Genomic DNA, 26846 nt, shown 5'->3' with positions numbered 1-26846 from the left:
ATTAAGTAGTATTTAGTATTGAAAAGATAGGCTGTTTACGTTAAAATTTTTTTGAAACGTACACAATTTGTTCACATATTTATCACAAAAATTTCATTGAATTTAGTTTAATAGAAGTATGTCTAAATTAAAAACTCATTATGAAACATTAAAAAATGGGTATGAAAAATGAAGTTTTGATAAAAAAGAGGAGGATTGACTTGGAACAATTAGCTAATAATGTTTCTAATAACGAAGAAACTAATCATCCTTCTAGTTCACTAAAGAAAGATTTGCTTTCTTTAATGAAAATAGGGATCGTAAACTCTAATATACTGACAACTTTTACAGGTATCTGGTTAGCAATCCAAATAAATGGATTAGATATATTAGATTATTTACCAAAAGCAATTATTACTGTAATTGGTTCATCACTAATTATTGCGGGATCATGTGTAATCAATAACTATATTGATCGTGATATTGATCCTTACATGGAGAGAACTAAAAACAGACCAACTGTAACAGGTAATATTAAACCAAGTGTTACAATTTCAATTGGTATTCTTTTATTAATTGTGGGCTTTACATTTATGGCTTTCACAACCTTAATGGCTGTTGTATATGCATTTATTGGTGCATTTACATATATCGTACTATACACTCTTTGGACGAAACGTAATTACACGTTAAACACAGTAGTAGGTAGTATATCTGGTGCAGCACCCCCATTAATTGGATGGGCAGCAATCGATGCGAATTTGCATCCAATTGCTTGGATGCTGTTTTTAATCATGTTTATATGGCAACCACCACATTTCTTAGCACTTGCGATGAGACGTTCTGAAGAATATAAAAGAGCGGGAATTCCAATGCTACCGGTGGTTTACGGATTTGAAATGACGAAACGTCAAGTGATGATCTGGGTATTATGTTTATTACCATTGCCATTTTACATGCAAGCTCTAGGTTTACCATTTATTATTTTTGCAACAATATTGAATATTGGATGGGTTATTTTAGGATTATATTGTTATAAACAAAAGGATGATCAAAAGTTCTCTAAACTGATGTTTATATACTCCATTAACTATTTAACTCTTCTATTTATGTCAATGATTGTGTTTACAATTTCGTTTTAATTAGGGGTATTACGGGGGATTTTTTTATTGTTTGTTTAATCTTATTTTTAAATAAGAATGAAACACTTTAAATTGAAAGAGGGGGAAGTATTCTTATGAAACATTGGCGATTAGTCTCGCTAATTTCCTTGATAGCAGTTATTTTGAGTGCATGTGGACATGCAAATCAATCTACACTGAATCCTCAAGGTGAAGTAGCAAAAATGCAATACGATCTTATGAAGCTAAGTACGTTGATCATGGTATTCGTTGTTGCTGTTGTAACAGTTCTTTTCCTTTACGTAATCGTGAAATATCGTCACCGTAAAGGTCAAGAGAATATTATTCCAAAGCAAGTAGAAGGTAATCATTTTTTAGAGCTTCTTTGGACGATTATTCCTGTTATTTTACTTATTGTTTTAGCAGTACCAACAGTATCACAAACGTTTAAGCTTTCAGATGAGAAGCAAATAGCAAAAGATGAGAAGAAAAAAGATGCAATTGTTATTAATGTAAACGCTCATCTTTTCTGGTGGGAATTTGAGTATCCAAAACAAAAATTCATTACTTCTCAAGACATGTATATCCCAGTAGGTAAAAAAGTTATCTTGAACCTAAAAGGTCAAGATATCAAACACTCATTCTGGGTACCATCATTAGCAGGTAAACTTGATACAAACGTTGAAGGCGAAAACAAAATGTGGCTTTCAGCGGATAAAGAAGGTACATATAATGGATTCTGTGCAGAGTTTTGTGGTCCTTCACATTCATTAATGCAATTTAAAGTTAAAGTTGTAAGTCAAGCCGACTACGATAAGTGGTTAGCTGATATGAAGAATCAAAAAGGTCAAGCTGTAACAGCAGATGCACAAGAAGGTGAAAAAATCTTCAAACAAAGTTGTATTGGTTGTCATGCTGCAGATGCAAATGATACAAGACCACCTGCTGCAAGACTTGCTCCAAACTTAGCTAACTTCGGTGATCGTGATATGGTTGCTGGTATTGCTAAAAATAATGAAGCAAACATCAAGAAATGGTTAACAAATCCGGAAGCTATGAAGCCAGGAAACCTTATGTCAGGTAAATATGGTGACTTATCAGCTGATCAGATTGATGCATTAACTGCATACTTAACTAGCTTAAAAATTGCAAAATAAATTAATGGATATGAAGCAAAGGGGGTAATACTGTGAGTTCTGTAGCGAAAAAGAAACCACTATTGTGGGACTACTTAACGACAGTCGACCATAAGAAAATTGCCATCCTGTATTTAATTGCAGGCGGATTCTTTTTCTTAGTTGGTGGGATGGAAGCGTTATTTATTCGTATACAATTAATTAAGCCAGACAACACATTTTTAGTTGGTGATGCTTATAACCAAGTATTAACAATGCATGGTACAACAATGATTTTCTTAGCGGCGATGCCGATGATCTTTGCATTTTTTAACGCGGTAGTACCATTACAAATTGGTGCTCGTGACGTAGCTTTCCCGTTTTTAAATTCTTTAGGTTTCTGGTTATTCTTCGTTGGTGGAGTTTTCTTAAACCTAAGTTGGTTCTTAGGTGGAGCGCCTGACGCAGGTTGGACTTCATATGCGACACTAGCTCTACACAGTAAATCACATGGTGTAGACTTCTACTTATTAGGTCTACAAATTTCAGGTATTGGTACATTAGCAGGTGGTATTAACTTCCTAGCAACGATTATTAACATGCGTGCTCCGGGGTTAACATACATGCGTATGCCACTATTTACTTGGACAGTATTTGTAACATCAGCACTTATTTTATTTGCATTCCCGGCATTAACAATCGGGTTAGCGTTATTAATGTTTGACCGCCTATTTGGAACTGCATTCTTTGATGCATCTTTAGGTGGAAACTCAATGATCTTTGAACATTTATTCTGGATTTTCGGACATCCAGAGGTATACATTCTTATATTACCGGCATTTGGTATCTTCTCAGATATCATTCCAGCTTTCTCTAAGAAACGTCTATTCGGTTACTCTTCAATGGTATTCGCAACAGTTTTAATTGGTTTCTTAGGATTCATGGTATGGGCTCACCACATGTTTACAGACGGTCTTGGTGCAGTAGCAAATGCAATTTTCGCTGTAGCAACTATGGCAATTGCAGTGCCTACAGGGGTTAAAATCTTTAACTGGTTATTAACAATGTGGGGCGGACAAATTCGTTTTACAACACCAATGCTTTGGTCAGTTGCTTTTATTCCATCATTCGTTCTAGGTGGGGTAACTGGTATTATGAACGCTGCAGCTCCTGCTGACTATCAATTCCATGATAGTTATTTCGTAGTAGCTCACTTCCACTACGTAATCGTTGGTGGGGTAGTATTTGGTCTATTTGCCGGTGCACATTACTGGTGGCCAAAAATGTTTGGTAAAATCTTAAATGAAACACTAGGAAAAATTACATTCGGATTATTCTTTATTGGTTTCCATTTAACATTCTTTATCCAACATTTCTTAGGTTTAATGGGTATGCCTCGTCGTTACTTTACATATTTACCAGGGCAAGGCTTAGATACTGGTAACATGATCAGCTCAATCGGAGCAATGTTCATGGGTCTAGCTACAATCGTTATGTTAATTAATGTCGTTTATACAGCAATTAAAGGTAAAAAAGCTGCTGGAGATGCATGGGGTGTAGGTCGTACACTTGAGTGGTCAATTCCTTCTCCTGCACCAGAATATAATTTTGCTCAAATTCCATATGTACGTGGATTAGACGCTTTATGGGTAGAAAAAATGGAAGGAGACGGCAAAATGACACCTGCTGAACCACTAGGTGATATTCATATGCCAAACTCATCTATTTTACCATTTGTTATGTCAGTGGGCTTATTTATCGCAGCATTTGGGGCATTGTATAATGACCAACTAAAGAACCACACTGCAGTTGGTGTATTAATTCTTGGTTTAGTTATTACATTCGGTTCAATGTTCTTACGTTCTTGGATTGATGATCATGGATTCCATATCCATAAAGAAGACATAGCTGATGAGGGGGTTGAGGCATAATGGAAATGAATCAAAAATTTACAGCTGAAACGTTTCCTCATAACCCTGAAAAAGCTACAGAAGAAGGTAAAAATAAGTTCTTAGCATTCTGGCTGTTTCTTGGTGGAGAAACTGTATTATTCGCATCATTATTTGGTACTTTCTTAGCATTAAGAAACTCTACTGCTGGTGGAGCAAGTGCTTCTGAAATGTTCGAACCAAAATTAGTATTCATTGCTACAATGTTACTTTTAACATCTTCTCTTACAAGTGTTTATGCAATGTACCACATGAAAAACTTTGAACACAAAAAGATGATGCTTTGGTTAGGAATTACAGTTTTATTAGGTCTAGGATTTTTATTATTAGAAATTTACGAATTTAGACACTATATGCACGAATATCATTTTACAATTAAGAGTAGTGCATTTGGTTCTTCATTCTATACATTAGTAGGTACTCATGGTGCCCACGTATTTGTTGGTTTACTATGGATCACTACTTTAATGCTTCGAAATGGTGGAAGAGGTTTAAATTTATACAACGCTCCGAAGTTCTATGTTGCAAGTTTATACTGGCACTTCATCGACGTAGTATGGATTTTCATCTTTACAGTAGTATACTTAATGGGAATGGTGGGATAAGAAAATGGGTACAAATACAAACTCTCATCAAAGAAATCAAGTTGAAATAAAGTATCACAGACGTAAACATGCAGAAGAAATGAAACAACAATTAATTTCTTTCGCATTAATGATCATTTTAACACTTGCATCATTCGCAGCAGTATTATACAGAGATAAAATGGATAAATACTTTACAGTACCATTTATTTTATTACTTGCTGTAGTACAACTAGTGTTCCAACTTTATTACTTCATGCACATGAAAAATAAAGGTCACAGCACACAAGCTTTCTTCCTATATTCAGGACTAACAGTTGCTGTCATTACACTATTAACATTCTTAACATTAATCTGGTTATGATGAAAAAAGGAAGTGAATTTTATTCACTTCCTTTTTTTTATGCCTGTTTATGTTGATTTTCGATAACTAAAGGATCTGTTCCGTACACAACAATTTGGAACCAATTTTGAGTCCGATGCTACTTTCTGATATTTATGTTGTATAAGAATGATTAGTGGAAGAAAACTATAAAGCCGACAAAATATAATATTTAAATCGGTTTTGAATAATAGTAAAATGGAAAGGATGATTCAACGATGGACGTGGACATTCCTAAAGATGATGATATTGAAATGGAAGAAAAAGTGGAGCTAAGTGGAAGTATAGATAAATTAACAGAGCATCAAATTTGGGGTGCACAAGGTTTTATGGATATTCCAGATCAAGGTAAAACATACAGGAAAAGATATTTAGGAAACCGATATCAATAACTCGAGAAATCGTAGGTCGAGAAACAGATAACAAAGTTTCAAAGTTAGATCGAGGAAAAATATAGCCCTGTATAGGTTATTTATTTATGGGTAAAATTGATTTTTCTTGTTATACCAAGTATTATTGCCATTTCAACCAAGTTTTTCGTTAATACATATGGATACACAACAAGCACAGGCGTTATTAAATGGGTAATAGTGAAGATTATAATTAATCTTTAAGCAATTAGCGCAATGCTTTAATTCAACAATTATTTAGGAGCTGATTGATCAATCAGCTCCTATTTTACAATTTCAAAAAAACGCCTCGATTCAACTAACTCTAAGTGGTTCTTTATTATTAGGAGGCTGGCTAGTTTTTGAGGAAGACTCTTTAGTCAAAGCTAACAATAATGTCATTCCAATGATACAAGCTGTACCAAGCCATTGGAAAAAACCAAAAGGTTCTTTTAACCAGAAGATTGTTGTTAATACAGCAGCTAGCGGCTCAATGCTTCCTAGCAGACTTGATTCTTTAGGTGGCAGACTTTGCAAACTTTCTATATAGAACCAAAATGCAATCATCGTACCAAATATGATAATGAAGACCAGATATAAAATGGCTTCAAGCGTTAAGCTTTTATAGTCCATTTGCCAAGGCGGATGGATAAAACTTAATATTAAGCCACCGATAATCATAGCCCATCCGACAATGACAAGTGAGTCGTATTGTTTAAGTAATGGTACGGCATATAAAGTATAAAATGCTAAAGCTACTCCAGATAATACCCCCCAAGCGATTGCTGGTGCAGGCACAGATAATTGTGAGATTGAGCCGTTTGTTAATAAGAAAAAACTTCCAATTAAAGCTAGTGAAACTGTTAACAAATCTCTTCTTGTTAGAGCGGTTTGTTTACGGAAAATTAAGTATAAGATTATCATTACAGGTGCTAAATACTGTAATAGTGTTGCAACAGCAGCGTTTCCATGTTCGATCGAAGCCATATAGGTGTATTGAACCGCTAGCATCCCCAGTACTCCGAAAATAATCAATTGAATTGCAACCCTTCCAGTCTTCCAAACCCCAAGAATCTGAGAACGGTCTTTTCTGAAATACTGAATAGCTAAGAGTAAAAATCCAGCTATTAGCAATCGGATCGTAACAAGCCAATCGACATCGATTTGATATTGTTGAAAAAGTTTTTTTGCGACTGTACCTCCAATCCCCCAAAAAACTGCTCCCGTGATAACAAGAAATATTCCCTTTCGTCTATTCATGATTTTAGTCTCCACCTTCAAATATAAAAATAGTGTTATAATATTTTAAATGATAAGAGGAAAAACGCTAAAATAATACTCAAATTGAATAGAAAAATATAAGGATATTGAGGTGGTTATGAAGGAATGCAAATTAAAAATTTTATGGTAGACCAAAGTTTAAAAGAATTAACTAAACATCATACTGTTGTTTTACCAATTGCCTGCTATGAAACAACGATTAAGCAAAATATAAATGGTAATATACCTCTTCATTGGCATGATGAATTTCAGTTTGTTCACGTTGTTAAAGGAGAAACAATTTTTCAAATAAATGAAGAAAAAATTCTTATATCAGAAGGGGAAGGGCTTTTTATAAATAGTGGCTGCCTACATATGGCAAAAGATCGGAACGATTCAGACTGTGCCTATATTTGTTTAAATGTTTCACCAAGTTTCGTTTTATCTCAAGAACTTTATACAACTTTTGTAAAGCCTTATTATCAGGCGACCAATCTAGCTTATTTATTCTTAAATCCAAAGGAGGTATGGGCCAATAGCATTTTAAGCTATATTTTGAAAATCAATCAGATGATCAAACAAAATTCACCATTCTATGAAATCGACATCAGCTTACATCTAACATTAATATGGAAGAATTTAATAATGAACGGAATTGAATTAGAGTATGAACAGTCTGTAGTAGTAAAGAGTAAGCGCATGAAGCAAATGTTAAATTGGATCCACTTACATTATTCTGAGAAAATACGATTAGACGACATTGCAAGAGTTGGTCAATTAAGCCGATCAGAGTGCTGTCGATATTTCAAACGGATGTTAAAAACTACTCCTTTAAACTATGTAACCGATTATCGAATACAAAAAAGTTTAATACTACTACAACAAGCGGAATCGAATGTCACTGATGTTGCCTATCAAGTTGGATTTAACAGCACAAGCTACTTTATTGATAAATTCAGAAAGTCGATGAACTTGACACCATTGGCTTACAAAAAACAAAAAGTATAATCATGACACAAACTCGTCGGAATGATAGAGTAATATAAAAAAAAGTCAATTAGGTGGTGGTATTTTCATGAAACATCTTCTTCCTAGAATAGAAGATTTGTTGCAAACAAATTTTTCTTTGCACTCTGATATGGATGTAGATAATGAAGCAACGTATATATTTAAACAGCATCATAGTGAAGTATGGATGTTAACGATCAATGAATATCTTCATTTTAAGAGCAAGAATATCAATGAACTTTATTGGAAAAAAGCAGGTGTTTCCAATGAAAATGATGTTATTCAAGACGTGATTCAAGAAGTGCAAAAATTAGAAGTTGTAGTCATCACGGATGGAGAAGGAAAAATCAAGGGCTACATCAATTCTGCTATTTTAGTTTCGAAAGTGTTTGAGTCTTATCAATATTTAGAGGCCTATTTTCGAACGATGATTGATACGATGGATGGATCGGTCTCGATTGTAGATGAAGTCGGAAAAACAGTGGTTTGGACTCATGGTGCTGAAAGGATCTTTTCAATTCCTAAAGAAGAAATTATTGGGAATAAAATGGAAGAGTTTTTTCCTAAAGATATGTTATTAAATAAAGTTACGATGGAGACAGGTCAATCTTTTCGTCATAAACACCATAAACCTCGTGAGGATCTCATTGTCATGATTAATAGCAGTCCAATCTTTATCAATGACCGAATTGTAGGTGCAGTTGCTGCTGAAACAGATATTACGAGTCAAGTAATAATGAATCAAGAACTTATGAATGCTTCCTCCAAAATTCTTCAATTGCAGAAGGAGGTTTCAAGACTGCAATTATCACACGATTCTTTCCAACAAATAAAAGGTTCTAGTCAATTGATGAAAGAAACAATTTCGTTATCGAGGAAAATGTCTGAAACGAGTGCGAATATTTTATTACTTGGTGAAACTGGAGTTGGAAAAGAAGTCTTTGCAAAAGCTATCCATTTTTATCAAGGATCATCTTCTCCATTTATAGCTGTAAACTGTGGTGCGATTACCCCATCATTGTTTGAGAGTGAATTTTTTGGCTATGAAAAAGGAGCATTTTCTGGTGCAGATGCAAATGGTAAAAAAGGAAAACTAGAGTTGGCGCATGGAGGAACACTTTTTCTGGATGAAATTGGTGACTTACCGTTAGATATGCAAGTGAAGTTACTTAGAGTATTGCAAGATAAAACGTATTACCGTGTTGGTGGTACAAAGCAGTTAACAGCGGAGTGCCGAATCATTGCTGCTACAAATAAAGATTTAGAAGCAATGGTTGAAGCTAATACATTTCGAGAAGACCTTTATTATCGTCTTAACATTTTATCTATTACGATTCCACCATTGAGAGAACGAAAAGAAGACGTAATGGAGCTCCTACATCAATTTATCTATGAGTTTTCAATACTATATAATCAAACGATTAAAATCGTTGATCCTCAAGTAACTTCTGCCTTACTACAATACGATTGGCCTGGAAATGTGAGGGAGATGCGAAATGTAATTGAACGGTTAGTATTACTATCAGGAGAAGAAACCATCTCGATCGGAGCCTTACCGCCAAAGATGTTACAATCTACATTATTATCGACTAGATACGATGACTCTTTACAAGAAGATCTAAATGACTTTGAAAAAAATAAAATCATTGAAGCCATTCAAACAGAGAAAGGGAACAAGCAAGCAGCAGCAAAAAAACTAGGAATATCTCGAGCTACTTTGTACAATAAAATGAAAAAATTAAAGATTGAGCTTTAAAAACTAAAAGCCTTTACGACTAAATTAGTCCAGACGAGCGAAAGAGACTTCTGGGCTGATTTAGAACCGGCAATCAAAAGTTTACTCAAGTTACCTCCCCTTACTGAAGAATTTCTCCTCAATCCGTAAATAAGCAACCTTTAAATAAGTACTTCTTATCGCGTGTTCCGCGGTACTGTCAAACTGCTTGTGTCTAATTTTTTAGACACTAAACACTAAACAGTGTCTAAAAAGATTTACACTATTTCCTAAATAAACTTCTAAATAAAAGATTTTAAAAATGGCACAGAACTTGCATCAATATTTCATGTCTAATTTAAACCATCTATTAAAGGGGAAATGAACATGAATAATCGAATGCAAGAATTACAAACATTTTTACAACAACAAAGTATTCCAGGTGGTTTGATAACATCACGCCAAAATATTTTTTATTTATCGAATTTTGATTACAATCCGCACGAACGATTTGTAGGTATTTTTGTCTTCCCGAACGACGAACCCGTATTTATTACACCAGCGATGGAAGTTCAAATGATAAAGGAAGCAGGCTGGAAGCATCCAATCCTAAGTTACACAGATTCCGATCATCCGTGGTCACTTGTTGGTCACTTGATTGAAAGTAGAAGCGAAATGAAACAATTTGCAGTTGAGAAGCATGATATCTCTTACTTTTACATTGAAAATCTGCAACAGATTTTTGGTGAAGTAGAGTTTGCATCACTAGACTCTATACTTACTGAAATGCGACTAGTAAAAGATGCTGATGAAATTGAAATATTACGTGAAGCCGCCGCTTTTGCTGATTACGGGGTACAAGTGGGTATTGAAGCATTAAAAGAAGGAATTACAGAACTTGAAGTTTTAGGAAAAATTGAATTTGAATTAAAGAAAAAAGGGATTAAAGAAATGTCATTTTCTCCCATTATATTGTTTGGCCAAAATGCAAGTAACCCACATGGTGCTACAGGTGACAATAAGTTAAAAAAAGGAGATACTGCCCTTTTTGATTTAGGTGTGAAATATAAGGGATATTGCTCTGATATCACAAGAACCGTCATTTATGGTCATCCAAATAGCGAACTCGTTAAAATCTACAATACAGTTTTACAGGCCAATCTTGCTGGGGTGGAAGCTTCTCAACCTGGAACAAGAATTGGTGATGTTGATCTCTCGGGAAGACGAGTCATTCAATCAGCTGGCTATGGTGAATTTTTTCCTCATCGCATAGGTCATGGTCTAGGAATTGAAATTCACGAGGCACCATCTATAAATGATGTGAATGAAGGGGTACTGAAACCAGGAATGGTCATCACTATTGAACCCGGCATTTATCTTAATGGCCTCGGTGGTGTGCGCATTGAAGACGATGTTGTCATAACAGATAATAGCTATGAAGTATTAACGAAGTTTCCAAAAGAATTAATGATTGTAGGAGATGAACGAAATTGAACCGAATCGAAAAAATACAGAAACAGCTTTTAGAGAACAATGTCGACGCAATATTGATTACAAAAAGTGAAAATCGTAGATATACGACAGGTTTTACAGGATCAGCTGGCATGGTGCTAATTTCAATAAATGCTGCTACCTTTATTACTGACTTCCGCTACGGGGAACAGGCTCAAAATGAAGTGAAAAACGCTAAGATTATCGTCCATAACGGAAATATTGAAAAAGAAGTTTCAAAAGAAGTCGACTGTCAAGGTCTTAAAAAGGTCGCTGTGGAGGCAAATGCCATGACATTAAATACGTTCTCAAAACTACAAGAGTATGGAAATGTACAATGGATTCAATTGGAAAATATCGTTGAAAAGGTTAGAGAAATCAAAGAGCCAATAGAATTAGAATTAATGAGAAAGGCAGCTGAAATCGCAGATAAGGCGTTTGATTATATTTTGAATATCATTAAACCAGGGGTTACGGAATTAGAAATCCGTAATGAACTGGAATTCTATATGCGAAAGCTTGGTGCAACCTCATCATCATTTAATACTATAATTGCTTCTGGAAAGAGGGCTGCCTTACCCCATGGAGTGGCTTCCGAAAAAGTGATTGAGCATGGTGACATGGTAACCCTTGATTTTGGTGCATTGTACAATGGTTATTGCTCTGACATTACGAGAACAATCGCCGTTGGGAGTTGTTCGGATGAGTTCCGCAACATTTATCACATCGTATTAGAAGCCCTAAAACGTGGGACAGAAGGAATTCAATCAGGTGAAAAAGCGAAAACAATCGACGATTTAACGAGAGACTATATTTCAGAAAAAGGATTCGGAGATCGTTTTGGACATTCAACAGGTCATGGGTTAGGTATGGAGGTTCACGAACCAATCCGGCTTTCTGACAAAAGTGTAGAAATTCTTCAAACTGGAATGGTTGTTACCGTTGAACCAGGAATTTATATCCCAGGATGGGGTGGCTGCCGGATTGAAGATGATATTATAGTAAAAGAGAATGGTTATGAAATCATAACCCATTCTGATAAGCACTTAATTATCTTATAAAAAATATTGAAAAGGTCATCTAATGGATTTTTAAAAAGATGACCTTTCTTTTGAATTGGGGCGTATCTATATGAATGAAATCATCTTATATATCATGACAGGCTTTATGGTCATAGGGGCAATCGATTATCTGATAGGAAATCGGTATGGAGTCGGACAAAAATTTAAGGAAGCCTTTCAAGCCATGGGACCACTTGCTCTTTCAATGGTTGGAATGATCTCACTATCTCCAGTATTAGCTAAGTGGTTAACACCGATTGTATCCCCGGTCTACCAATTTCTTGGAGCAGATCCATCGATGTTTTCATCCACGTTTTTAGCTCTTGACATGGGTGGATACTCATTAACAAATGAAATGGCTCAATCTAGTGATGCTGCTTTGTTCTCTTGGGTGTTTTTAGGTACAATGATGGGGCCAACAATTGTTTTTACCATTCCGGTTGCTTTAAGCATCGTTCATAAAAATGATCACCCCTTTTTTGCTAAAGGAATTTTAATTGGGCTAATGACTATTCCATTTGGATGCTTAGCAGGAGGATTTGTTGCAGGATTTGGCTTTATATGGATGTTGAAAAATTTGATTCCTTCTATTCTGATTTCTGTCTTGATTGGGATTGGAATGCTATCAGCTCAATCGGTGATGATTCGTGGTTTTAAATGGTTTGGAAAAGCAATTGAAATTGTTATTATCATTGGTCTTGTCTCGATGATTATTAAAACTTTAACAGGTATCGTTATTATCCCAGGTATGATGCCGCTTTCGGAGGGCTTTGTAACAGTTGGAAAAATAACCATCATACTTGCTGGTGCATTTCCTTTTGTTTTTGTGTTGGTAAAAGTATTAAAGAAGCCTTTTGCATTACTCGGAAATAAGCTAGGTATGAATCAACAAGCATTAGCTGGATTCATTGCCTCCTTCGCCCACCACATTCCTATGTTTGCGACACTGCATGAGATGGACGACCGTGGGAAAGTTATAAATACCGCATTTGCCGTAAGCGGCGCATTTGTTTTTGGAAGTCACTTAGGGTTTGTGGCAGGAATTGAGAAGAATTTTGTCATACCACTGATTGTCGGCAAACTGACCGCTGGTTTTTTGGCTGCTGCATTGGCTTTGCTAGTGTCAAAACGTGAAACCAGATGAATTATTAATAATAGAGAAGTAGATTGGGATTTTAAGGACTCGCCTCCTATCGGAAAAGTAGGTTGCCGTAAGACCCCACAGAAAGTGTGTGCACCCTAGATTATAATTAAACACCCATATATAAATACCAATCATTTAAAAATGAATAACGTTTTCAAATCGTATTTTAATTTGAATAAACCATTATTACTGTTATATAATTTAGTAGTATAATAGTTTGGATAATTTCATTAAATATTATATGATAGAAGTAATGTTTAAATTTTTTTTGTCTTTGTGAAAGTATTTATAGTTCTTAAATCTACAATATATTTACATAGTTCAATATTAATTTAAACATTAGGTAAAAATAATAAGTGTGAATAGAATAATTAAAGGGTGTGCATTCATGATTAGCTTAGGGATGTTCGGGTTTAAAGCACTTTGGAGTCCATATTTATTTGTGTTTCTAGTTTTAGTCATTTTAGGTTATTTTTACATAATTAATAAATATAAAGATGAAAACCATGTTACTGAGACTAAACAAAAAGTGTATTTCGTAATTGGAATTTTGTTAGTTTACACTGCACAAGGCAGTCCAATCGATTTAATTGGTCATATTATTTTTAGTGCACATATGACTGAAATGGCAGTTTTATACTTAGTTGCACCGATCTTTCTTATTAATGGAATTCCAAATTGGTTATGGAGAAACATACTAAAACCAAAATTCGTTAATGCGTTTTTTACTTTTGCAACAAAACCATTAATTGCTTTACTTATTTTTAATGTAGTATTTTCGATTTACCATTACCCATTAGTATTTGATACTGTAAAAACGAATAATATCTATCATTTCTTATTTACAAATATATTATTTTTTATGGCAGTATTTATGTGGTTTCCTGTTATTAATAACTTACCAGAGAGACAAACACTTTCTGATATCCAAAAGATTGGTTATATGTTTGGAAATGGTATTTTATTAACACCAGCATGTGCACTTATTATTTTTGCAGGACATCCATTTTACGCGACTTATAATGATCCAGTGTTGTGGAGCAAAGCAATGGAACTATGCGTATCACCAGATTTATTAAAATCACTAAATATTTCAGGTCCAGAAGTATTTAACTTTATGTCAGCAAGGGAAGATCAACAGGTTGGCGGAGTTATCATGAAAATTATCCAGGAAATAGTTTATGGATCTGTTATTGGTTATAATTTTTTCAAATGGGCTAAAAGAGAACAAAATGGAAATAAAATTGATCCAATCAGTAGTAATCCGTTATTGCTTAAAAAATCGTAGGGGTGGAAATTTTGAATTCGTTACCAATTTTACCAACAATAAGTACAAGCTTTATTGTCATTAGTGCCATATTAGTTGCAATCGGCTGGTATCTTATTGCAAAAAGAAATATAGAGGGACATAAGAAAGTTATGTTCTTTGCTGGAGTCTTTGCTCTCTCATTTTTCATTGTATACGCAACTAGAACAATCTTTATTGGAAATACTTCTTTTGGGGGACCAAAAAGTTTAAAGTTGTATTATCATATATTTTTGTTTTTCCATATCTTCTTAGCTACAACTGGCGGAGTATTTGGTCTAGTATCAATTATTTCAGGATATAAAAACAAATTAAAACTACACAAAAAAATTGGACCGATTACTAGTATTATTTGGTTTTTTACTGCAATTACAGGTGTATTCGTTTATTGTTTATTATACGTTTTCTACAAAGGTGGAGACACTACTTCAGTTATTAAAGCTGTTTTAGGATTTTAAGTGAAAAATAAAAGAGTGAGTAAAAGAAGTTGTACTTCTTTTTACTCACTCTTTTTAATAATTATAGAATAATGAACTTGCTTACTAGAGAAATTTGTTCTTCAGCTTTTTTAAGTAAGTCATTACTTTTATTAACGATGCTTTCAGGGAAGTTTTCGCCTTCTCCGTACTCTACACCGTGAGGATAATAGTATTTACCTAAAAGTGGAGTAAGTAATTGGATTTTACCTTTACTTGACTCTACATGTCCTTCTACTGCGAAACCTTGAACGCGTAAGTAGTAGATTTCATTACGTTGTTCAAATTTATAATCGTAAGTTACTCTTTCATAATCCCATTGACCAGCAAGGACAAAGCCTAATTCTTCCATGATTTCAGTTAATAAATTTACATTTAATACATGGTTTTCTAAATTTGTATTCTCAAATTTCATGTTATTACCCCCTAAATTACTTAGAAAAAATCCCTATTAATATAATATTATCTATGACAATAATTAGCAATGAAAAGCTGATAAATGTATTTTAACTAATTTATATATTTTTTTGAATAATTTGGCTACAATGGATATATAAAGATAGAGTTAACAATTGGGAAGGGAAGATCTAAATGGATAAGCTTATAAAACTTTTCTTTTTTACAATAAGTTTTATAACAGTTTTTATGTTCAGTCCACTTATTAAAGATTGGATCAGTAATATACAAACGTTTAAACCATATGAAAGAGTTGAAAAAGTGAATAAGCCAATGATCGAAAATGCAAGCACTACAAATGCGACATTCTCCGTTTCTCAGTATATTGGTAAAAGTGAACAAGAAATTTTAAAAACCTTTGGTAAACCGTCAAGAAAAGTTCCTTCTCAATATGACTATGATTGGCTTGTTTATGATAAGGATGCTACAAAGTATACTCAATTTGGTGTACTAAATGGCAAAGTCGTAACTATTTTTGTTGCTGGTAATAAAGTTGATATCTCTCCATTTGTGATGGGTAGTCACTACGAAGAAACAATGGATAATGTAACTGTACACGATAAAGTTTCATTTTCGATATTACGTAATCAATATACTTTTAAATTATCGACAACAGATTTACATGAACGTCCACTTGTTTCTTTAGATAATTGTTATGCTCAACTTTATTTTGACCGATTTACCGGAAGTTTATTAGGTATTCGATATTTATCACCAGAAACGCTAGTTAAGCAAAAACCGTACGAGCTAATTTATAGTGGAAATTTAATCAATGCAAAAAAATTAAATACATTACAAGAAGCAATTGTTGATCGTGAAGAAGAAAGACAAATCTTTAATTTAACGAATGTATATCGTAAAAGAATGAATTTAAGTACTTTAAATTGGAATGCTGATGCTGCTAAAGTAGCTTTAGGACATAGTAAAGATATGGTTCAAAATAAATATTTTGATCACTATTCTAATTTATATGGTAGTCTAGCTGATCGTTTAAATGATGCAAATGTTCCATACAGAATCGCTGGCGAAAATATTTCGGCTAATTATGTAGATGGTATAGCATCAGTATATGGATGGATTAATAGTAAAGGTCACCGAGTAAATATGTATAAAAAAGAATATACCACACTTGGAGTAGGAGCCTTTAATAAATATTACACCCAAAATTTTATAAAATAATCGCGAAATCAAGCAAAAGCGAAAGTTTGTGCTTGATTTTTTTATTTCCATACAAGCACAAAATTATTCGAAAGACATAATTTTGTAGTAAATGCTTTTAATTGGAGTGATATGAATGGGAAATGAAAATAGTCGTCCATCTATCGAACAATTTAGGCAATTCGTTATGGAACACCCAAAACTTCGAGAGGAAGTAAAAACGGGTAAAAAAACATGGCAACAATATTTTGAAGATTGGTATTACAAAGGTGAAGACCATGAAATGTGGGATGAATACAGAAATGAGAATAATACAAGGTCTCAAAAGAAAACTGCCAAAACAGAACAATCAGAAGAAGGATACGTTGGAAAAGTAATTTCTTTTGTAAAAAATTTAGATCCAGATCAAATTCAAGGCCATTTAACAAATGTAAACTCTACTTTAACCAATATTCAACAGCTTATATCACAATTTAAATCTCCAGCTACTTCAACTAATCAAAGAGAAGAAAAGCCAGCGGCACAACAATTTAATTTTAGACAGGATTGAGGAGATCTAAATTGAGAAAAGATGTTTTGGAATTTCTACAGAGTGAAGAAGATTATTTAAAATTTTTAAGACAACAACCAAAATGGTATCGTAAACTTTCTAGAAATCCTGAGCTTACTGATGAGTTTAGACTGGCTTCCCTTGAGTTTTTTGGTAAAACTATTCCACAACGAGTTGATAAATTGTCAAATCAAGTTCAAATGGCATCGTTTATGATTGACATGTTCCATGTATTAAAAGATCAACAAAGTACTAGTAGTGAAGAATCCTCTGATACTGAATCAAAGGAAGATTAAAAAAAGGATAATAATTTAATCTGTCATAGCTTTTTGCTACAATGAAGAAAGTAATTTTTAAAAAGGAGTAGTAGTTATGACAGAAATTTGTTTAGTAAGACATGGACAAACTGATTGGAATTTTAACAATATAATTCAAGGTAGAGAAGATATTCCTTTAAATACGATTGGTAAACAACAGGCGAATGATAGTGCATTGTTTTTAAGTGATCAAAAGTGGGATCGGATTATTACAAGTCCATTAGTTAGGGCGAGACAAACTGCACAGGCAATTGCAGATTTTTCTAAAATTGATGAGATCCTAGAGGATGAACGATTTCTAGAAAGAGAATTTGGTGAAGCTAGTGGAAAACCTATTTCCGATGTTCATGAAAACATTTATAATAATAATGTAGAAGGTATGGAAACAGATGAAGAATTAATTGATCGAGCTTTTAGTGCATTAAAAGACATTGCTCAAAATTATGAAGGTAAACGAATTGTAATTGTTGCACATTCTCATACGATTAAGGCAATTCTACATGCAATTGATCCTGAGAAAGTTAATTTTAGGACAAAATTAAAAAATGCTTGTGCAAATTTTATTGAATTTAAAGATGGTAAATGGAAGATAAATGAATTTAATATTTCTGATCATATAAAAGCATAGGACAAGTTCTTTTATTTACCGAATTAAATGTGGTATAGTTTATTCTTGGAGGTGTAAGGAAATGTATGCAACAATGGAAACCTTGCAACTTATAACAGTCTCAGAAGAACTTGCTTCAATGATCGCGCAATCAGATGTTGCAGATCAGTATCGAACTTCATATATTGCATTAAATAATGATAAAACTGCTCAAGAAATTATTAGCCGTTTTATGAAGACGAAGGATTTATATGAGGATGTTCAACGATTTGGAAAATATCATCCCGATTATAAAGAAATTCGAAAAAAAATGAGTGAAGTTAAAAGAGAACTTCAATTAAACGATACTATCGCTGCTTTTAAGCAAGCGGAAGATCAGGTCCAATTACTTTTAGATGAGACTAGCTATTTAATTGCTCAAGCTGTTTCACCTTCAGTGAAAGTTCCAGCGGGTAATCCATTCTTCGTAAATACAGGTGGAGGATGTAGTACTGGTGGATGTGGCACAGGTGGAAAGTGTGGATGTAAAACGAGGTAATAGAACATATTGAAAGGCTCATTATTTAATAATGAGTCTTTTTTTAATAAAATTCATTTTCTGAACCTAGTACAGTTAGCGCAATTATTTCCACAACAAAACATTTTTTTATTCGGAACGTAAAATCGATGTTTAAATACGAAATTATTATTTTCACTACGAATAAATTCAACTCGGTAAATTAGTTTAAACTGTTCAGTAATGGTTCTAGAGCAATCAATTAGAAGTTTTTTGATCGCCTCTTCGTTCTGTTGACAATCTATCTGAATATATAGAAAATTGGCACCGCAAATTTGTTTGTTTGAAAAATGATTAATTTGTTTATAATTTGAAATACAGTTAAAAAATTGCTCCCAAACATCGTCTAACATAATTTTCAATCCTTTCTAAAAACTATTTATGAAAGTTTCGTTGCAAAAGAAATTTGGGATATGATATTCTATTTCTAACGGATTTTTAAAGGAGAAAGCTATGTTCGTGCAAAGACAAGGTATTATTATTTATTTACAATCATTAAAACAAGCAAAAATGTTACGTAAATTTGGAAATATTCACTTTGTCTCTAAACGTTTGAAATACGTAGTCCTATACTGCAATATGGATGATATAGATCGAACAATAGAGAGATTGAAAAAATTTCATTTTGTAAAACGAATCGAATTGTCATATAAACCTTTTATTAAGACTGAGTACGAAAATGCAAAACCAGACGAAGCAAAGGAATATGATTATCAAGTAGATTAAAAACGATTGAATGGCTAATTAATTTAGAAGGGGTAACCTATCTGAATTAAAAACCGTTCAATCGTTTTTCTTGTGGTATGGTTGAAAGGAAAGGGGATAGGGAAAAACTATCCCTTTGTTTTCTTTTTATTTTATGAGTAAGATTAGGAAATATAGTTATTTCATTGGTGGAATTAAATGATTTAAGCGTAAAATTCCGATTATATATTGGTGAAATAAATCGTTTTCATGAAATGAGCTTGAATGTCTTATTTGCAATGTGATGATTTCTTTGTTTAAAGTTGTAGCTAATTCTTCAAACAACACTTCACGTTTTGTAATTGAATCTTCTTTTAATGTAATGCCTTCTCTACAATAATATATTGGCTGGAATTCACCAATAGAAGTAGGGCTTAATATAACAGCAAAAGAACAGCAGTTTGAGCCTTTATTTTCAGATGTTAATTTTAGTAAAAATTTAACTCTATCTTTTTGCGATTTAGCAATTTCAAATAGTTCATATAAATCTGAGTATCCTTCTCCAATTTCAATCATGCGTTGGATCATGAGTGTTCCCCCTTAAAACGTAAATACTTTACGTGTATTCCAAAAAAAAGTATGGTAATAAATGCAACATTTATTCTACAGGATAAAGGCATAAAAAAAAACCCCGCATTTGCAGGGCCCCTCTTATTAAAGTGTAATCACTTAAAAGAAGGCAAAGGGAGAGGAGAAACCGGAGGAAGAACTTATGGGGAAACGTAAGTCTTCTCCGCGGTTGGCAACAACATCAACTGAGATGTTGTTAAAATTAATTATTTCCAAAGTGGATGATTTTATACATTAGTAGAAGAATATGGAAAGAAATGTTTTTGTTTTAGTGAAATTATGATAGGATATTTTCGTAAATTGAAATATATAGTAGGTGTGAATTAAATGAGAGTAGTGTCAGGAAAAAATAAAGGATTAAGTTTAAAGGCAGTACCTGGAATGAGTACTAGACCGACAACTGATAAAGTAAAAGAAGCGATGTTTAATATAATTGGACCATACTTTGAAGGTGGTATTGTATTAGATTTATTCGGTGGTAGTGGTGGACTATCAATTGAGGCTTTAAGTAGAGGGATTGAAAAAGCGATTATTGTAGATCGTGAAATGAAGGCGATTAAGACGATTAAAGAAAACTTAGCAACATGTAATCTAACTGATTGTGCTGAAGTATATCGAAATGACGCTGAGAGGGCTGTTAAAGCGATTATTAAAAGAGAGATCCAATTTGATTTAATTATTTTAGATCCTCCTTATAAAAAACAACAAATCGTATCATTAATTGAAACTTTTGATGAAAAAAATCTACTTGCATCAGATGGAACAATTTTAGTAGAACATGCTACTGATGTCGAATTACCTGAAAAAATAGGGAAATTTGCACGAACAAAAGCAGAAAAATATGGAATTTGTGGCGTATCAGTGTATCATATTTGTATGGAGTAATTTTTAGGGGGTACAAGATGAAACGTATTGCTGTTTGTCCTGGGAGTTTTGATCCAATTACTTTAGGACATTTAGATATTATTAAACGTGGAGCAAGAGTGTTTGATGAGGTAATTGTTGTCGTATTAAATAACTCTGCCAAAAATTCTTTATTTACTTTAGAGGAAAGAAAAGAATTAATTACAGAAGCTACTAGTACAATTCCAAATGTACGCGTAGATTCATTTAGTGGTCTATTAATGGATTACGCGAAAAAAATTAACGCTTCTGCAATATTAAGAGGCCTAAGAGCAGTATCAGACTTTGAATATGAAATGCAAATTACAGCAATGAACAAAAAATTAGTAGATGAAATTGACACATTTTTTGTTATGACAAATAATCAATATTCATTCTTAAGTTCTTCAATTGTAAAAGAAGTCGCGAAATACGGTGGAAATGTAAAAGATTTAGTACCAGATTGTGTAAATAGCGCATTAACAGAAAAATTTTTGAAACCTCAAGTTTAATTTAAACTGAGGTTTTTTTATTGTTGAAAATATAAACAGTCACTTATATTAAGTAAACCATATTGTCATTAGAATTCATTTTTTAATGACCTAATAATGATTTTAAATGTTAATCTATGAACATCAACTAATCACAATAATACTTGGAACTTGTTTTAGAAATTTTTTTATTTAGCTCTTAAATATTTTTTAATTTCTCAAGAATAAATAATTACTAGAGATTATTGATATTATAAAAATTCTTTAATAGTTGACCTACAAACTGATTAACAAGCTGTTACGCTACTCTAAGTAAAGGATATTAAATTAGATTTTTAGTGTAATCATTTTTTATGATGAAAAAGTTGATTGGAGCAAAAGGGGTGCTCGACTCCTATGGGATATGCGGGAAGCCTGAGACCCCGCAAGCTCGCCGAGGAGGCTAAAGAATCTCGCCCCATGGAAAGCGAGCATCCTGTAGCGGAAATCAACCTCACTAAACTCCCTTTACGAAAATTTGATTATTACAGCGAAAGAAACCTCAATTGTTATTAAAACTGAGGTTTTTTTTTTATATTCGGAAGGTTTAAGAAGATAACTTTTTTATATACAGTTTATAAATTAAGATGATTACATAAATGTAGAGAGAAATTAATGTGATGAATGAACCTGTTGAAACCAAAGATTCGAGATTAAACTGTTTCTCTGTAAAAATCTTTATGACAGGTAAAGTATTATAAGTAGCATTAGAAGTTAACTGATTAAGATATAGTGGCTTCCAAAAGATAATTGCTAAAATAGGAGCAATTCCAGATTGCAATAAACGACCGATTAAATAAGGTTTAATACTTAATTTCACTTCAGAAATAATACTTGCTACTTGAGCTTGTATTGAAAAACCACCAAATCCTAAAATAAAGCTAGTTAAAGCCACTTGCTGCAATAATGTACTATTGCCTAGTTCACTGACCAATTTAGATCCTAAAGTAATTTCAAATAACCCAGATAAAAAAGGTGTAGATAAATTCTGATTAACACTTAAATTTGAAAAACAATATGCAATTATTTTTCCAACATTAGATATAAATCCAATTTCAATCAAAAGCATATTAAGAACAGAAAAAACGATAATAAATCCACCAATCATTAATAATGTCTGTACGGAAGAAGCTATTGCGTCCCCTAATATTTTTCCAATCGGTCTTCTTTCACTTAATCGTTTTTCATGCATAACTTTAAATGCGTATTTAAAGCGGTTAGAATGGATTCTTTCTCTACGAGAGTAGTTAGGTTGGTTTCTTCCATAAAACCTCATAATGAGGCCTACAATAGCATTAGATAAATAATGACTGAGGGCAAGTACGAGACCGACTTTTGGGTTATGAAAAAAACCAACAGATATTGCAACGAAAATGAACAATGGATTAGACGAATTTGTAAATGAATTAAGTCGTTCGGCTTCTAATTTTGTTAATTCCCCATCTTTATATAGTTTAGCAGAAAGTTTTGCACCTGATGGGAATCCCGATGCCATCCCCATTGCCCAAACGAATGCCCCAACACCCGGAACTCTAAATAAAGGTCGCATAATTGGCTCTAAAAATACACCAATAAATTGAACAATTCCAAAGCAGATTAGAAGTTCACTTAAAATGAAAAAAGGAAGGAGCGAAGGAAATACGATTCCCCACCACATATTTAATCCTCTTATTGAACCTTTAAATGCTACCTCTGGATGCAAAATAATCGTTGATGTCAGAAATATGAGTATTAAAAAAATTAGTAAAGTAATGAAGTAATTTTTTTTCACATATAAACCTCCAAAGATAAACTTAAAAAACATATAGATTTTTGTCTAATTGTAGTAAGACCATTGAGTAGGAAATAAGATAGTAATATATGTATAAAAAAAACTTGTACAATTAAATATACGTTGTTGGAATTCAATTTTAGACCAAAGAGTTTAATTGGAGGGGAAACAACTTGGAACCGAAAATTGGTTTAGCATTAGGTTCAGGAGGTGCAAGAGGATTTGCACATGTTGGTGTAATTTCTGTTTTAAAAAAGCATAATATTTCTATAGATCTGATTGCAGGAAGTAGTATAGGTGCTTTAGTTGCTGTTTTATACGGTGCTGGAGCAGATGTGGATCGTCTATATAAAATTGCAAAAGTATTTCAATCTAAATACTATATTGACTATGTTGTTCCAAAAATGGGTTTGATTTCCGGGAACAGAGTTAAAGAGTTGATTAAAGTACTATCATTTGGTAGAAAGCTTGAAGAATTGGATTTGCCAGTGTCGGTAATTGCTACTGATTTATTAACAGGAGAAAAAATTGTTTTTCAAAAAGGAGATATTGCTACTGCAGTCCGAGCGAGTATTTCAATACCGGGAATTTTTGTACCAGAAACATGGAATGGAAGACTTTTAGTTGATGGTGGAGTCATCGATCGTATCCCTGTATCAGTTGTAAAAGAGATGGGGGCGGATTTTATTATTGGAGTAGATGCCTCTCCGATTCAAGTTAGTGGTGAAGTTTCGACGATCTATGACGTAATTATGCAAAGTATTGAAATAATGCAGCATGAACTCGTTAGAAATAGAGAAATTGCATCTAATGTTATGATAAGACCTAAATTAGACCATGTTAATTCTAGAAACTTTACTAACCTTGAAAATGTTATCAAAATAGGTGAAGAAGCTACAGAAAAATTAATACCAGAGATTCTTGAAAAGATTGAGCAATGGAAGGAGAAAAATAGTGATAAAAAGGATCAGAATTCTTAATGTACTATTAGTACTTGGTATTACGCTAATTCTTTTATATTTCATTCCATTACCATACTATATTACAAAACCAGGCTTAGCCGAGCCATTAAGGCCATATGTAAAAGTTGAAGGAGCAAAAAAAGATAAAGGCGAATTTATGCTAACGACCGTAGCAATGGGAAAGGCAAATATCTACTCATATATTGCGACGAAAATTAATGACAATTACCATCTATACAAAATAGATGAAATAAAAGTAAAAGGTGAAAGTGATGAAGATTATCAATTCCGCCAATTAAGATACATGGAAGAGTCAAAGCAAGCTGCGATTTTAAACGCATATAAGCAAGCTAAAAAATCTTATAAAGTAACGGAAAATGGAATAGTAGTCGTATCTGTTTTAAAGGATATGCCAGCCCATAACGTATTAATGCTAGGTGACGTCATCACTAAAATCGACGGGAAAGAAATCCGTACATTAAATGATTTTACCAATACAATAAAAAGTAGAAAACCTGGTACAAATTTTAATTTAGAAGTAAGTAGAAAAGGAAAAATTAAAAACTTTAATATTAAAACAAAAGCTTTTAAAGACGAACCTAATCGTGCAGGAATTGGTGTTTCTATTGCAGAAAATTTAGATCTAACTACAAATCCAAAAGTTAAAATAAATTCAGAAGAGATAGGTGGACCTTCAGCGGGGCTTATGTTTGCACTAGAAATTTATGATCAATTAAAAGAAGAAAATTTAGCAAAAGGTCATGAAATAGCTGGTACTGGAACAATTGATATAAATGGAGTCGTTGGTCCGATCGGAGGAATATCTCAAAAAATAATTGCAGCATCTGATTCGGGGGCAGAGATTTTCTTTGCACCAAATGAGAACGGTAAAAAGAAATCAAATTATAATGAGGCTGTAAAAAGTGCGAAAAAACATGACTTGAAAATGAAAATAATACCAATTGATACATATGACCAAGCAATTCATTATCTTGAAAAGTTAAAGACAAAAAAATAAATTTGATTAGAATAAGGTAAATGATAAAAAATGGCAGGATATAGGGTGAGAATACCTATACCTGCCATTTTTTCTTTCTAATGCTTCTGGAAAATACTTAAGATCTACTAAATTGACTACTTTTTTCATCATAAATAATTGGATAAAGCGAATATTCGGTTTTTATTAATTTTTGTTGATTGTTTAATGAAAGCATCGAAGTATAAGTATGAGTTGCTTTCAAATCAGTACTTAGTTCTTTTTGATTTTGCTGATTAATAGTCGTGTAAATTGGTAATTCAATTAATTTTTTTTTGCTATTTAAATAAGTTTTACCCATTGAACTCATACCAAGTAAACGAATATATGGAACTCGATCTTTCTCTAATATTGCTGACATTTCCTTTTTTGATGTATTTGTTAAGATATGTGTCAGCAATCTTTGAATTCGAGTCCAAGTATATCTCTTTGTTTTTATTGTTGTCATTAACTCTTCAAAATTAAGACAGTTTAATACAGAATGTAAGACTCTTCTTTCTAAACCTTCGACAGCTTCGTAAATTTCTTCCAGTTCTTCTTTAGTTGAAGTCATTAATTTATATTTCAAAAAAGGTAAATATTCATTCCAAGAATGAAGGGTACCATACTCGTTTATGTATTCCTCAATTGAATCTTTCGTAAAACTTGGAACAAAGTCAGAAATCGATTGATTGTCGCCTTTTAAAATTTTTCTAATTGCTGTAGCGCTAGCGATACTTTGATGATTGGTATCTTCATCATGATAATTTGCAGCTATTCGCTGAATCGTTCGACCTTCCATTTTACTATCAAAATGTTCAATAGCTTCTAAATAATGTATTCCTAAAATATTATTTGGAAGTGAAACATCTAGCTTTGATGTTTCAAGATTTTTTTGTAAAGCAGTGCTATATGCAGCAGGATAACTTAGCCCTTCATCAAGAAAAGTACGTATACTTGAATTGATTGAAGAAGTAAGCTGCTTCTTTTGTTTGATTAACTCGTAAAATGTCTCAATTTTACCCTCTTCACTTCCAAAACAAACATAATCACATTTTAAAGAATCTAGGATTGAAATAGCTCCTTTGGCAAAGATGCTAGCGTGTTGAGTCGAATAGCTATAAGGTAATTCAATAACAAGATCTGCACCTGCTTGTAAAGCCAACTTTGTTCGTACATGCTTTGGAACGACTGCTGGCTCGCCTCTTTGTAAAAATTGACCACTCATTACTGCAATAACAACATCAGCATTTGTACTTATTTTAGAACTAGTTAAGTGAAAAACATGACCATTATGTAATGGGTTATACTCTACTACCACACCAACCGAACGCAGGGAAATGCACCTCCAATATTTACTGATTTCACGAATTTATACATTTAGAATACCAGTATTGAGAAATAATTCGCAACCTAGTGTGAATTGTATTGAATTTTATTGTGGAAAATAATATATTAGATAGGTTACATATAAGAAGCAAGGTCAAGGATTTTAGGGGAAAGCTAGTAACCAAGTCTAAAACTTTTAGTAAATTTTTCGACTTATGCTTGTCGGAAATTACATCGAAGCAGTAGATTATGATGTCTAGTTCCACAAGCTAGCTCTTCGGTAATATTCCATTAATCTTCGAAGTGGAAAGAGCGCCACTTCTTCAGCTGAATGGAGATATTCCCCAAAAAGAAGCAGAAAAGATGTCTAGCTCCGGCTCCTAACTCCTCGAGGTCATAAGCCAATTTTCGTCTAAGATT

At 33.1% G+C, this 26846-nt stretch carries 28 protein-coding genes; 23 read left to right on the top strand and 5 right to left on the bottom strand.

Features of this window, described 5'->3' with window-relative positions:
• Positions 1-161: 161 nt before the first annotated feature.
• From cyoE to ACFWM3_RS05780, 6 genes are all read left to right on the top strand, one after another.
• A complete protein-coding gene (cyoE, locus tag ACFWM3_RS05805; protein WP_390310674.1) occupies positions 162-1121 on the top strand; it encodes a heme o synthase in 960 nt (319 codons plus the stop codon).
• 95 nt (positions 1122-1216) lie between these two features.
• Positions 1217-2257, top strand: a complete 1041-nt coding sequence (gene coxB, locus ACFWM3_RS05800) for a cytochrome c oxidase subunit II (RefSeq protein WP_056468498.1) — start codon at positions 1217-1219, stop codon at positions 2255-2257.
• Positions 2258-2289: 32 nt separating this feature from the next.
• Entirely contained in the window at positions 2290-4146 is a 1857-nt protein-coding gene (ctaD, locus tag ACFWM3_RS05795) for a cytochrome c oxidase subunit I (protein WP_056468496.1), read from the top strand.
• Positions 4146-4769 carry a cytochrome (ubi)quinol oxidase subunit III gene (locus ACFWM3_RS05790; protein ID WP_056468493.1) on the top strand — a complete coding sequence of 208 codons (624 nt, stop codon included), beginning with the start codon at positions 4146-4148 and terminating at the stop codon, positions 4767-4769. Before ctaD ends, ACFWM3_RS05790 begins: the two co-directional genes overlap by 1 nt.
• Before the next feature lie 4 nt (positions 4770-4773).
• Positions 4774-5112, top strand: a complete 339-nt coding sequence (gene ctaF / locus ACFWM3_RS05785) for a cytochrome c oxidase subunit IVB (RefSeq protein ID WP_056468490.1) — start codon at positions 4774-4776, stop codon at positions 5110-5112.
• Between the two features lie 236 nt (positions 5113-5348).
• The gene (locus ACFWM3_RS05780; RefSeq protein WP_156339633.1) at positions 5349-5522 is read left to right on the top strand and encodes a hypothetical protein; all 174 of its coding nucleotides are present in this window, start codon (positions 5349-5351) and stop codon (positions 5520-5522) included.
• Positions 5523-5834: 312 nt separating this feature from the next.
• Here the strand turns inward: ACFWM3_RS05780 and ACFWM3_RS05775 are convergent, their stop codons facing one another.
• Complete coding sequence (locus tag ACFWM3_RS05775) at positions 5835-6779, bottom strand: EamA family transporter (protein ID WP_390310654.1); 945 nt, start codon at positions 6777-6779, stop codon at positions 5835-5837.
• Between the two features lie 126 nt (positions 6780-6905).
• Here ACFWM3_RS05775 and ACFWM3_RS05770 point away from each other — a divergent pair, with 126 nt between their 5' ends.
• From ACFWM3_RS05770 to ACFWM3_RS05740, 7 genes are all read left to right on the top strand, one after another.
• Positions 6906-7787 (top strand): AraC family transcriptional regulator, encoded by an 882-nt coding sequence (locus tag ACFWM3_RS05770; RefSeq protein WP_390310653.1) that lies wholly within the window; start codon positions 6906-6908, stop codon positions 7785-7787.
• A 67-nt stretch (positions 7788-7854) separates the two neighbouring features.
• Complete coding sequence (locus ACFWM3_RS05765) at positions 7855-9543, top strand: sigma-54 interaction domain-containing protein (RefSeq protein ID WP_390310652.1); 1689 nt, start codon at positions 7855-7857, stop codon at positions 9541-9543.
• Positions 9544-9888: 345 nt separating this feature from the next.
• Positions 9889-10995, top strand: a complete 1107-nt coding sequence (locus tag ACFWM3_RS05760) for a M24 family metallopeptidase (protein WP_390310650.1) — start codon at positions 9889-9891, stop codon at positions 10993-10995.
• A complete protein-coding gene (locus tag ACFWM3_RS05755; protein ID WP_390310648.1) occupies positions 10992-12053 on the top strand; it encodes a M24 family metallopeptidase in 1062 nt (353 codons plus the stop codon). Before ACFWM3_RS05760 ends, ACFWM3_RS05755 begins: the two co-directional genes overlap by 4 nt.
• Before the next feature lie 70 nt (positions 12054-12123).
• On the top strand, positions 12124-13197 hold the full coding sequence (gene eutH / locus ACFWM3_RS05750) for an ethanolamine utilization protein EutH (protein WP_390310646.1): 1074 nt from the start codon (positions 12124-12126) through the stop codon (positions 13195-13197).
• Positions 13198-13585: 388 nt separating this feature from the next.
• Complete coding sequence (gene ctaG / locus ACFWM3_RS05745) at positions 13586-14485, top strand: cytochrome c oxidase assembly factor CtaG (RefSeq protein ID WP_056468473.1); 900 nt, start codon at positions 13586-13588, stop codon at positions 14483-14485.
• Positions 14486-14496: 11 nt separating this feature from the next.
• Positions 14497-14961, top strand: a complete 465-nt coding sequence (locus tag ACFWM3_RS05740) for a DUF420 domain-containing protein (protein WP_056468470.1) — start codon at positions 14497-14499, stop codon at positions 14959-14961.
• 61 nt (positions 14962-15022) lie between these two features.
• Here the strand turns inward: ACFWM3_RS05740 and ACFWM3_RS05735 are convergent, their stop codons facing one another.
• Entirely contained in the window at positions 15023-15394 is a 372-nt protein-coding gene (locus tag ACFWM3_RS05735) for a YugN family protein (RefSeq protein WP_056468467.1), read from the bottom strand.
• A gap of 176 nt (positions 15395-15570) precedes the next feature.
• Here ACFWM3_RS05735 and ACFWM3_RS05730 point away from each other — a divergent pair, with 176 nt between their 5' ends.
• The 6 genes from ACFWM3_RS05730 to ACFWM3_RS05705 all read left to right on the top strand — a co-directional run bounded on the left by ACFWM3_RS05730 (position 15571) and on the right by ACFWM3_RS05705 (position 19349).
• Entirely contained in the window at positions 15571-16614 is a 1044-nt protein-coding gene (locus tag ACFWM3_RS05730; RefSeq protein WP_390310644.1) for a CAP domain-containing protein, read from the top strand.
• A 115-nt stretch (positions 16615-16729) separates the two neighbouring features.
• Positions 16730-17143, top strand: coding sequence for a YlbD family protein (locus ACFWM3_RS05725; protein ID WP_056468462.1), 414 nt, complete (start codon positions 16730-16732; stop codon positions 17141-17143).
• Positions 17144-17154: 11 nt separating this feature from the next.
• Entirely contained in the window at positions 17155-17439 is a 285-nt protein-coding gene (locus tag ACFWM3_RS05720) for a YlbE-like family protein (RefSeq protein ID WP_056468459.1), read from the top strand.
• A 76-nt stretch (positions 17440-17515) separates the two neighbouring features.
• Positions 17516-18088 carry a histidine phosphatase family protein gene (locus ACFWM3_RS05715; protein WP_056468456.1) on the top strand — a complete coding sequence of 191 codons (573 nt, stop codon included), beginning with the start codon at positions 17516-17518 and terminating at the stop codon, positions 18086-18088.
• Between the two features lie 61 nt (positions 18089-18149).
• Positions 18150-18605, top strand: a complete 456-nt coding sequence (locus ACFWM3_RS05710; protein ID WP_098234589.1) for a YlbF/YmcA family competence regulator — start codon at positions 18150-18152, stop codon at positions 18603-18605.
• Between the two features lie 471 nt (positions 18606-19076).
• A complete protein-coding gene (locus tag ACFWM3_RS05705; RefSeq protein ID WP_056468449.1) occupies positions 19077-19349 on the top strand; it encodes a YlbG family protein in 273 nt (90 codons plus the stop codon).
• Between the two features lie 156 nt (positions 19350-19505).
• Here ACFWM3_RS05705 and ACFWM3_RS05700 read toward each other — a convergent pair whose 3' ends face one another.
• Positions 19506-19895, bottom strand: coding sequence for a DUF7147 family protein (locus ACFWM3_RS05700; protein WP_390310640.1), 390 nt, complete (start codon positions 19893-19895; stop codon positions 19506-19508).
• A 369-nt stretch (positions 19896-20264) separates the two neighbouring features.
• On the opposite strand from ACFWM3_RS05700, the gene rsmD reads away from it, so the two are divergent.
• Positions 20265-20822, top strand: coding sequence for a 16S rRNA (guanine(966)-N(2))-methyltransferase RsmD (rsmD, locus tag ACFWM3_RS05695; RefSeq protein WP_056468444.1), 558 nt, complete (start codon positions 20265-20267; stop codon positions 20820-20822).
• A 17-nt stretch (positions 20823-20839) separates the two neighbouring features.
• On the top strand, positions 20840-21331 hold the full coding sequence (gene coaD, locus ACFWM3_RS05690) for a pantetheine-phosphate adenylyltransferase (RefSeq protein WP_098427066.1): 492 nt from the start codon (positions 20840-20842) through the stop codon (positions 21329-21331).
• A gap of 565 nt (positions 21332-21896) precedes the next feature.
• On the opposite strand, the gene ylbJ is transcribed toward coaD, so the two are convergent.
• A complete protein-coding gene (gene ylbJ / locus ACFWM3_RS05685) occupies positions 21897-23153 on the bottom strand; it encodes a sporulation integral membrane protein YlbJ (RefSeq protein ID WP_056468439.1) in 1257 nt (418 codons plus the stop codon).
• Positions 23154-23293: 140 nt separating this feature from the next.
• On the opposite strand from ylbJ, the gene ACFWM3_RS05680 reads away from it, so the two are divergent.
• Together ACFWM3_RS05680 and ACFWM3_RS05675 are read left to right on the top strand one after the other, a co-directional pair.
• Positions 23294-24100, top strand: a complete 807-nt coding sequence (locus ACFWM3_RS05680; protein ID WP_056468438.1) for a patatin-like phospholipase family protein — start codon at positions 23294-23296, stop codon at positions 24098-24100.
• Positions 24075-25100, top strand: a complete 1026-nt coding sequence (locus ACFWM3_RS05675; protein WP_390310638.1) for a SepM family pheromone-processing serine protease — start codon at positions 24075-24077, stop codon at positions 25098-25100. Before ACFWM3_RS05680 ends, ACFWM3_RS05675 begins: the two co-directional genes overlap by 26 nt.
• A gap of 97 nt (positions 25101-25197) precedes the next feature.
• On the opposite strand, the gene ACFWM3_RS05670 is transcribed toward ACFWM3_RS05675, so the two are convergent.
• Positions 25198-26418: a nucleotidyltransferase gene (locus ACFWM3_RS05670; RefSeq protein ID WP_390310636.1), complete on the bottom strand. Its 1221-nt coding sequence runs from the start codon at positions 26416-26418 to the stop codon at positions 25198-25200.
• Positions 26419-26846: the final 428 nt, after the last annotated feature.

The sequence above is a fragment of the Gottfriedia sp. NPDC058432 genome (assembly GCF_042721555.1).
GTDB lineage: Bacteria > Bacillota > Bacilli > Bacillales > Bacillaceae_G > Gottfriedia.
The sequence above is the reverse complement of the archived record's forward strand: the minus strand, read 5'-3'. Positions and strand labels throughout refer to the sequence as shown.

Coding starts and splice junctions, on each gene's coding strand:
- ACFWM3_RS05735 (WP_056468467.1), bottom strand. CDS start 15,394: ATGAAATTTGAGAATACAAATTTAGAAAACCATGTATTAAATGTAAAT.
- ACFWM3_RS05715 (WP_056468456.1), top strand. CDS start 17,516: ATGACAGAAATTTGTTTAGTAAGACATGGACAAACTGATTGGAATTTT.
- coaD (WP_098427066.1), top strand. CDS start 20,840: ATGAAACGTATTGCTGTTTGTCCTGGGAGTTTTGATCCAATTACTTTA.
- ACFWM3_RS05725 (WP_056468462.1), top strand. CDS start 16,730: ATGGGAAATGAAAATAGTCGTCCATCTATCGAACAATTTAGGCAATTC.
- ylbJ (WP_056468439.1), bottom strand. CDS start 23,153: ATGTTTTTTAAGTTTATCTTTGGAGGTTTATATGTGAAAAAAAATTAC.
- ACFWM3_RS05790 (WP_056468493.1), top strand. CDS start 4,146: ATGGAAATGAATCAAAAATTTACAGCTGAAACGTTTCCTCATAACCCT.
- ACFWM3_RS05730 (WP_390310644.1), top strand. CDS start 15,571: ATGGATAAGCTTATAAAACTTTTCTTTTTTACAATAAGTTTTATAACA.
- ctaF (WP_056468490.1), top strand. CDS start 4,774: ATGGGTACAAATACAAACTCTCATCAAAGAAATCAAGTTGAAATAAAG.
- ACFWM3_RS05700 (WP_390310640.1), bottom strand. CDS start 19,895: ATGATCCAACGCATGATTGAAATTGGAGAAGGATACTCAGATTTATAT.
- ACFWM3_RS05770 (WP_390310653.1), top strand. CDS start 6,906: ATGCAAATTAAAAATTTTATGGTAGACCAAAGTTTAAAAGAATTAACT.
- ACFWM3_RS05780 (WP_156339633.1), top strand. CDS start 5,349: ATGGACGTGGACATTCCTAAAGATGATGATATTGAAATGGAAGAAAAA.
- coxB (WP_056468498.1), top strand. CDS start 1,217: ATGAAACATTGGCGATTAGTCTCGCTAATTTCCTTGATAGCAGTTATT.
- ACFWM3_RS05765 (WP_390310652.1), top strand. CDS start 7,855: ATGAAACATCTTCTTCCTAGAATAGAAGATTTGTTGCAAACAAATTTT.
- cyoE (WP_390310674.1), top strand. CDS start 162: ATGAAAAATGAAGTTTTGATAAAAAAGAGGAGGATTGACTTGGAACAA.
- rsmD (WP_056468444.1), top strand. CDS start 20,265: ATGAGAGTAGTGTCAGGAAAAAATAAAGGATTAAGTTTAAAGGCAGTA.
- ctaG (WP_056468473.1), top strand. CDS start 13,586: ATGATTAGCTTAGGGATGTTCGGGTTTAAAGCACTTTGGAGTCCATAT.
- ACFWM3_RS05710 (WP_098234589.1), top strand. CDS start 18,150: ATGTATGCAACAATGGAAACCTTGCAACTTATAACAGTCTCAGAAGAA.
- eutH (WP_390310646.1), top strand. CDS start 12,124: ATGAATGAAATCATCTTATATATCATGACAGGCTTTATGGTCATAGGG.
- ACFWM3_RS05760 (WP_390310650.1), top strand. CDS start 9,889: ATGAATAATCGAATGCAAGAATTACAAACATTTTTACAACAACAAAGT.
- ACFWM3_RS05705 (WP_056468449.1), top strand. CDS start 19,077: ATGTTCGTGCAAAGACAAGGTATTATTATTTATTTACAATCATTAAAA.
- ACFWM3_RS05775 (WP_390310654.1), bottom strand. CDS start 6,779: ATGAATAGACGAAAGGGAATATTTCTTGTTATCACGGGAGCAGTTTTT.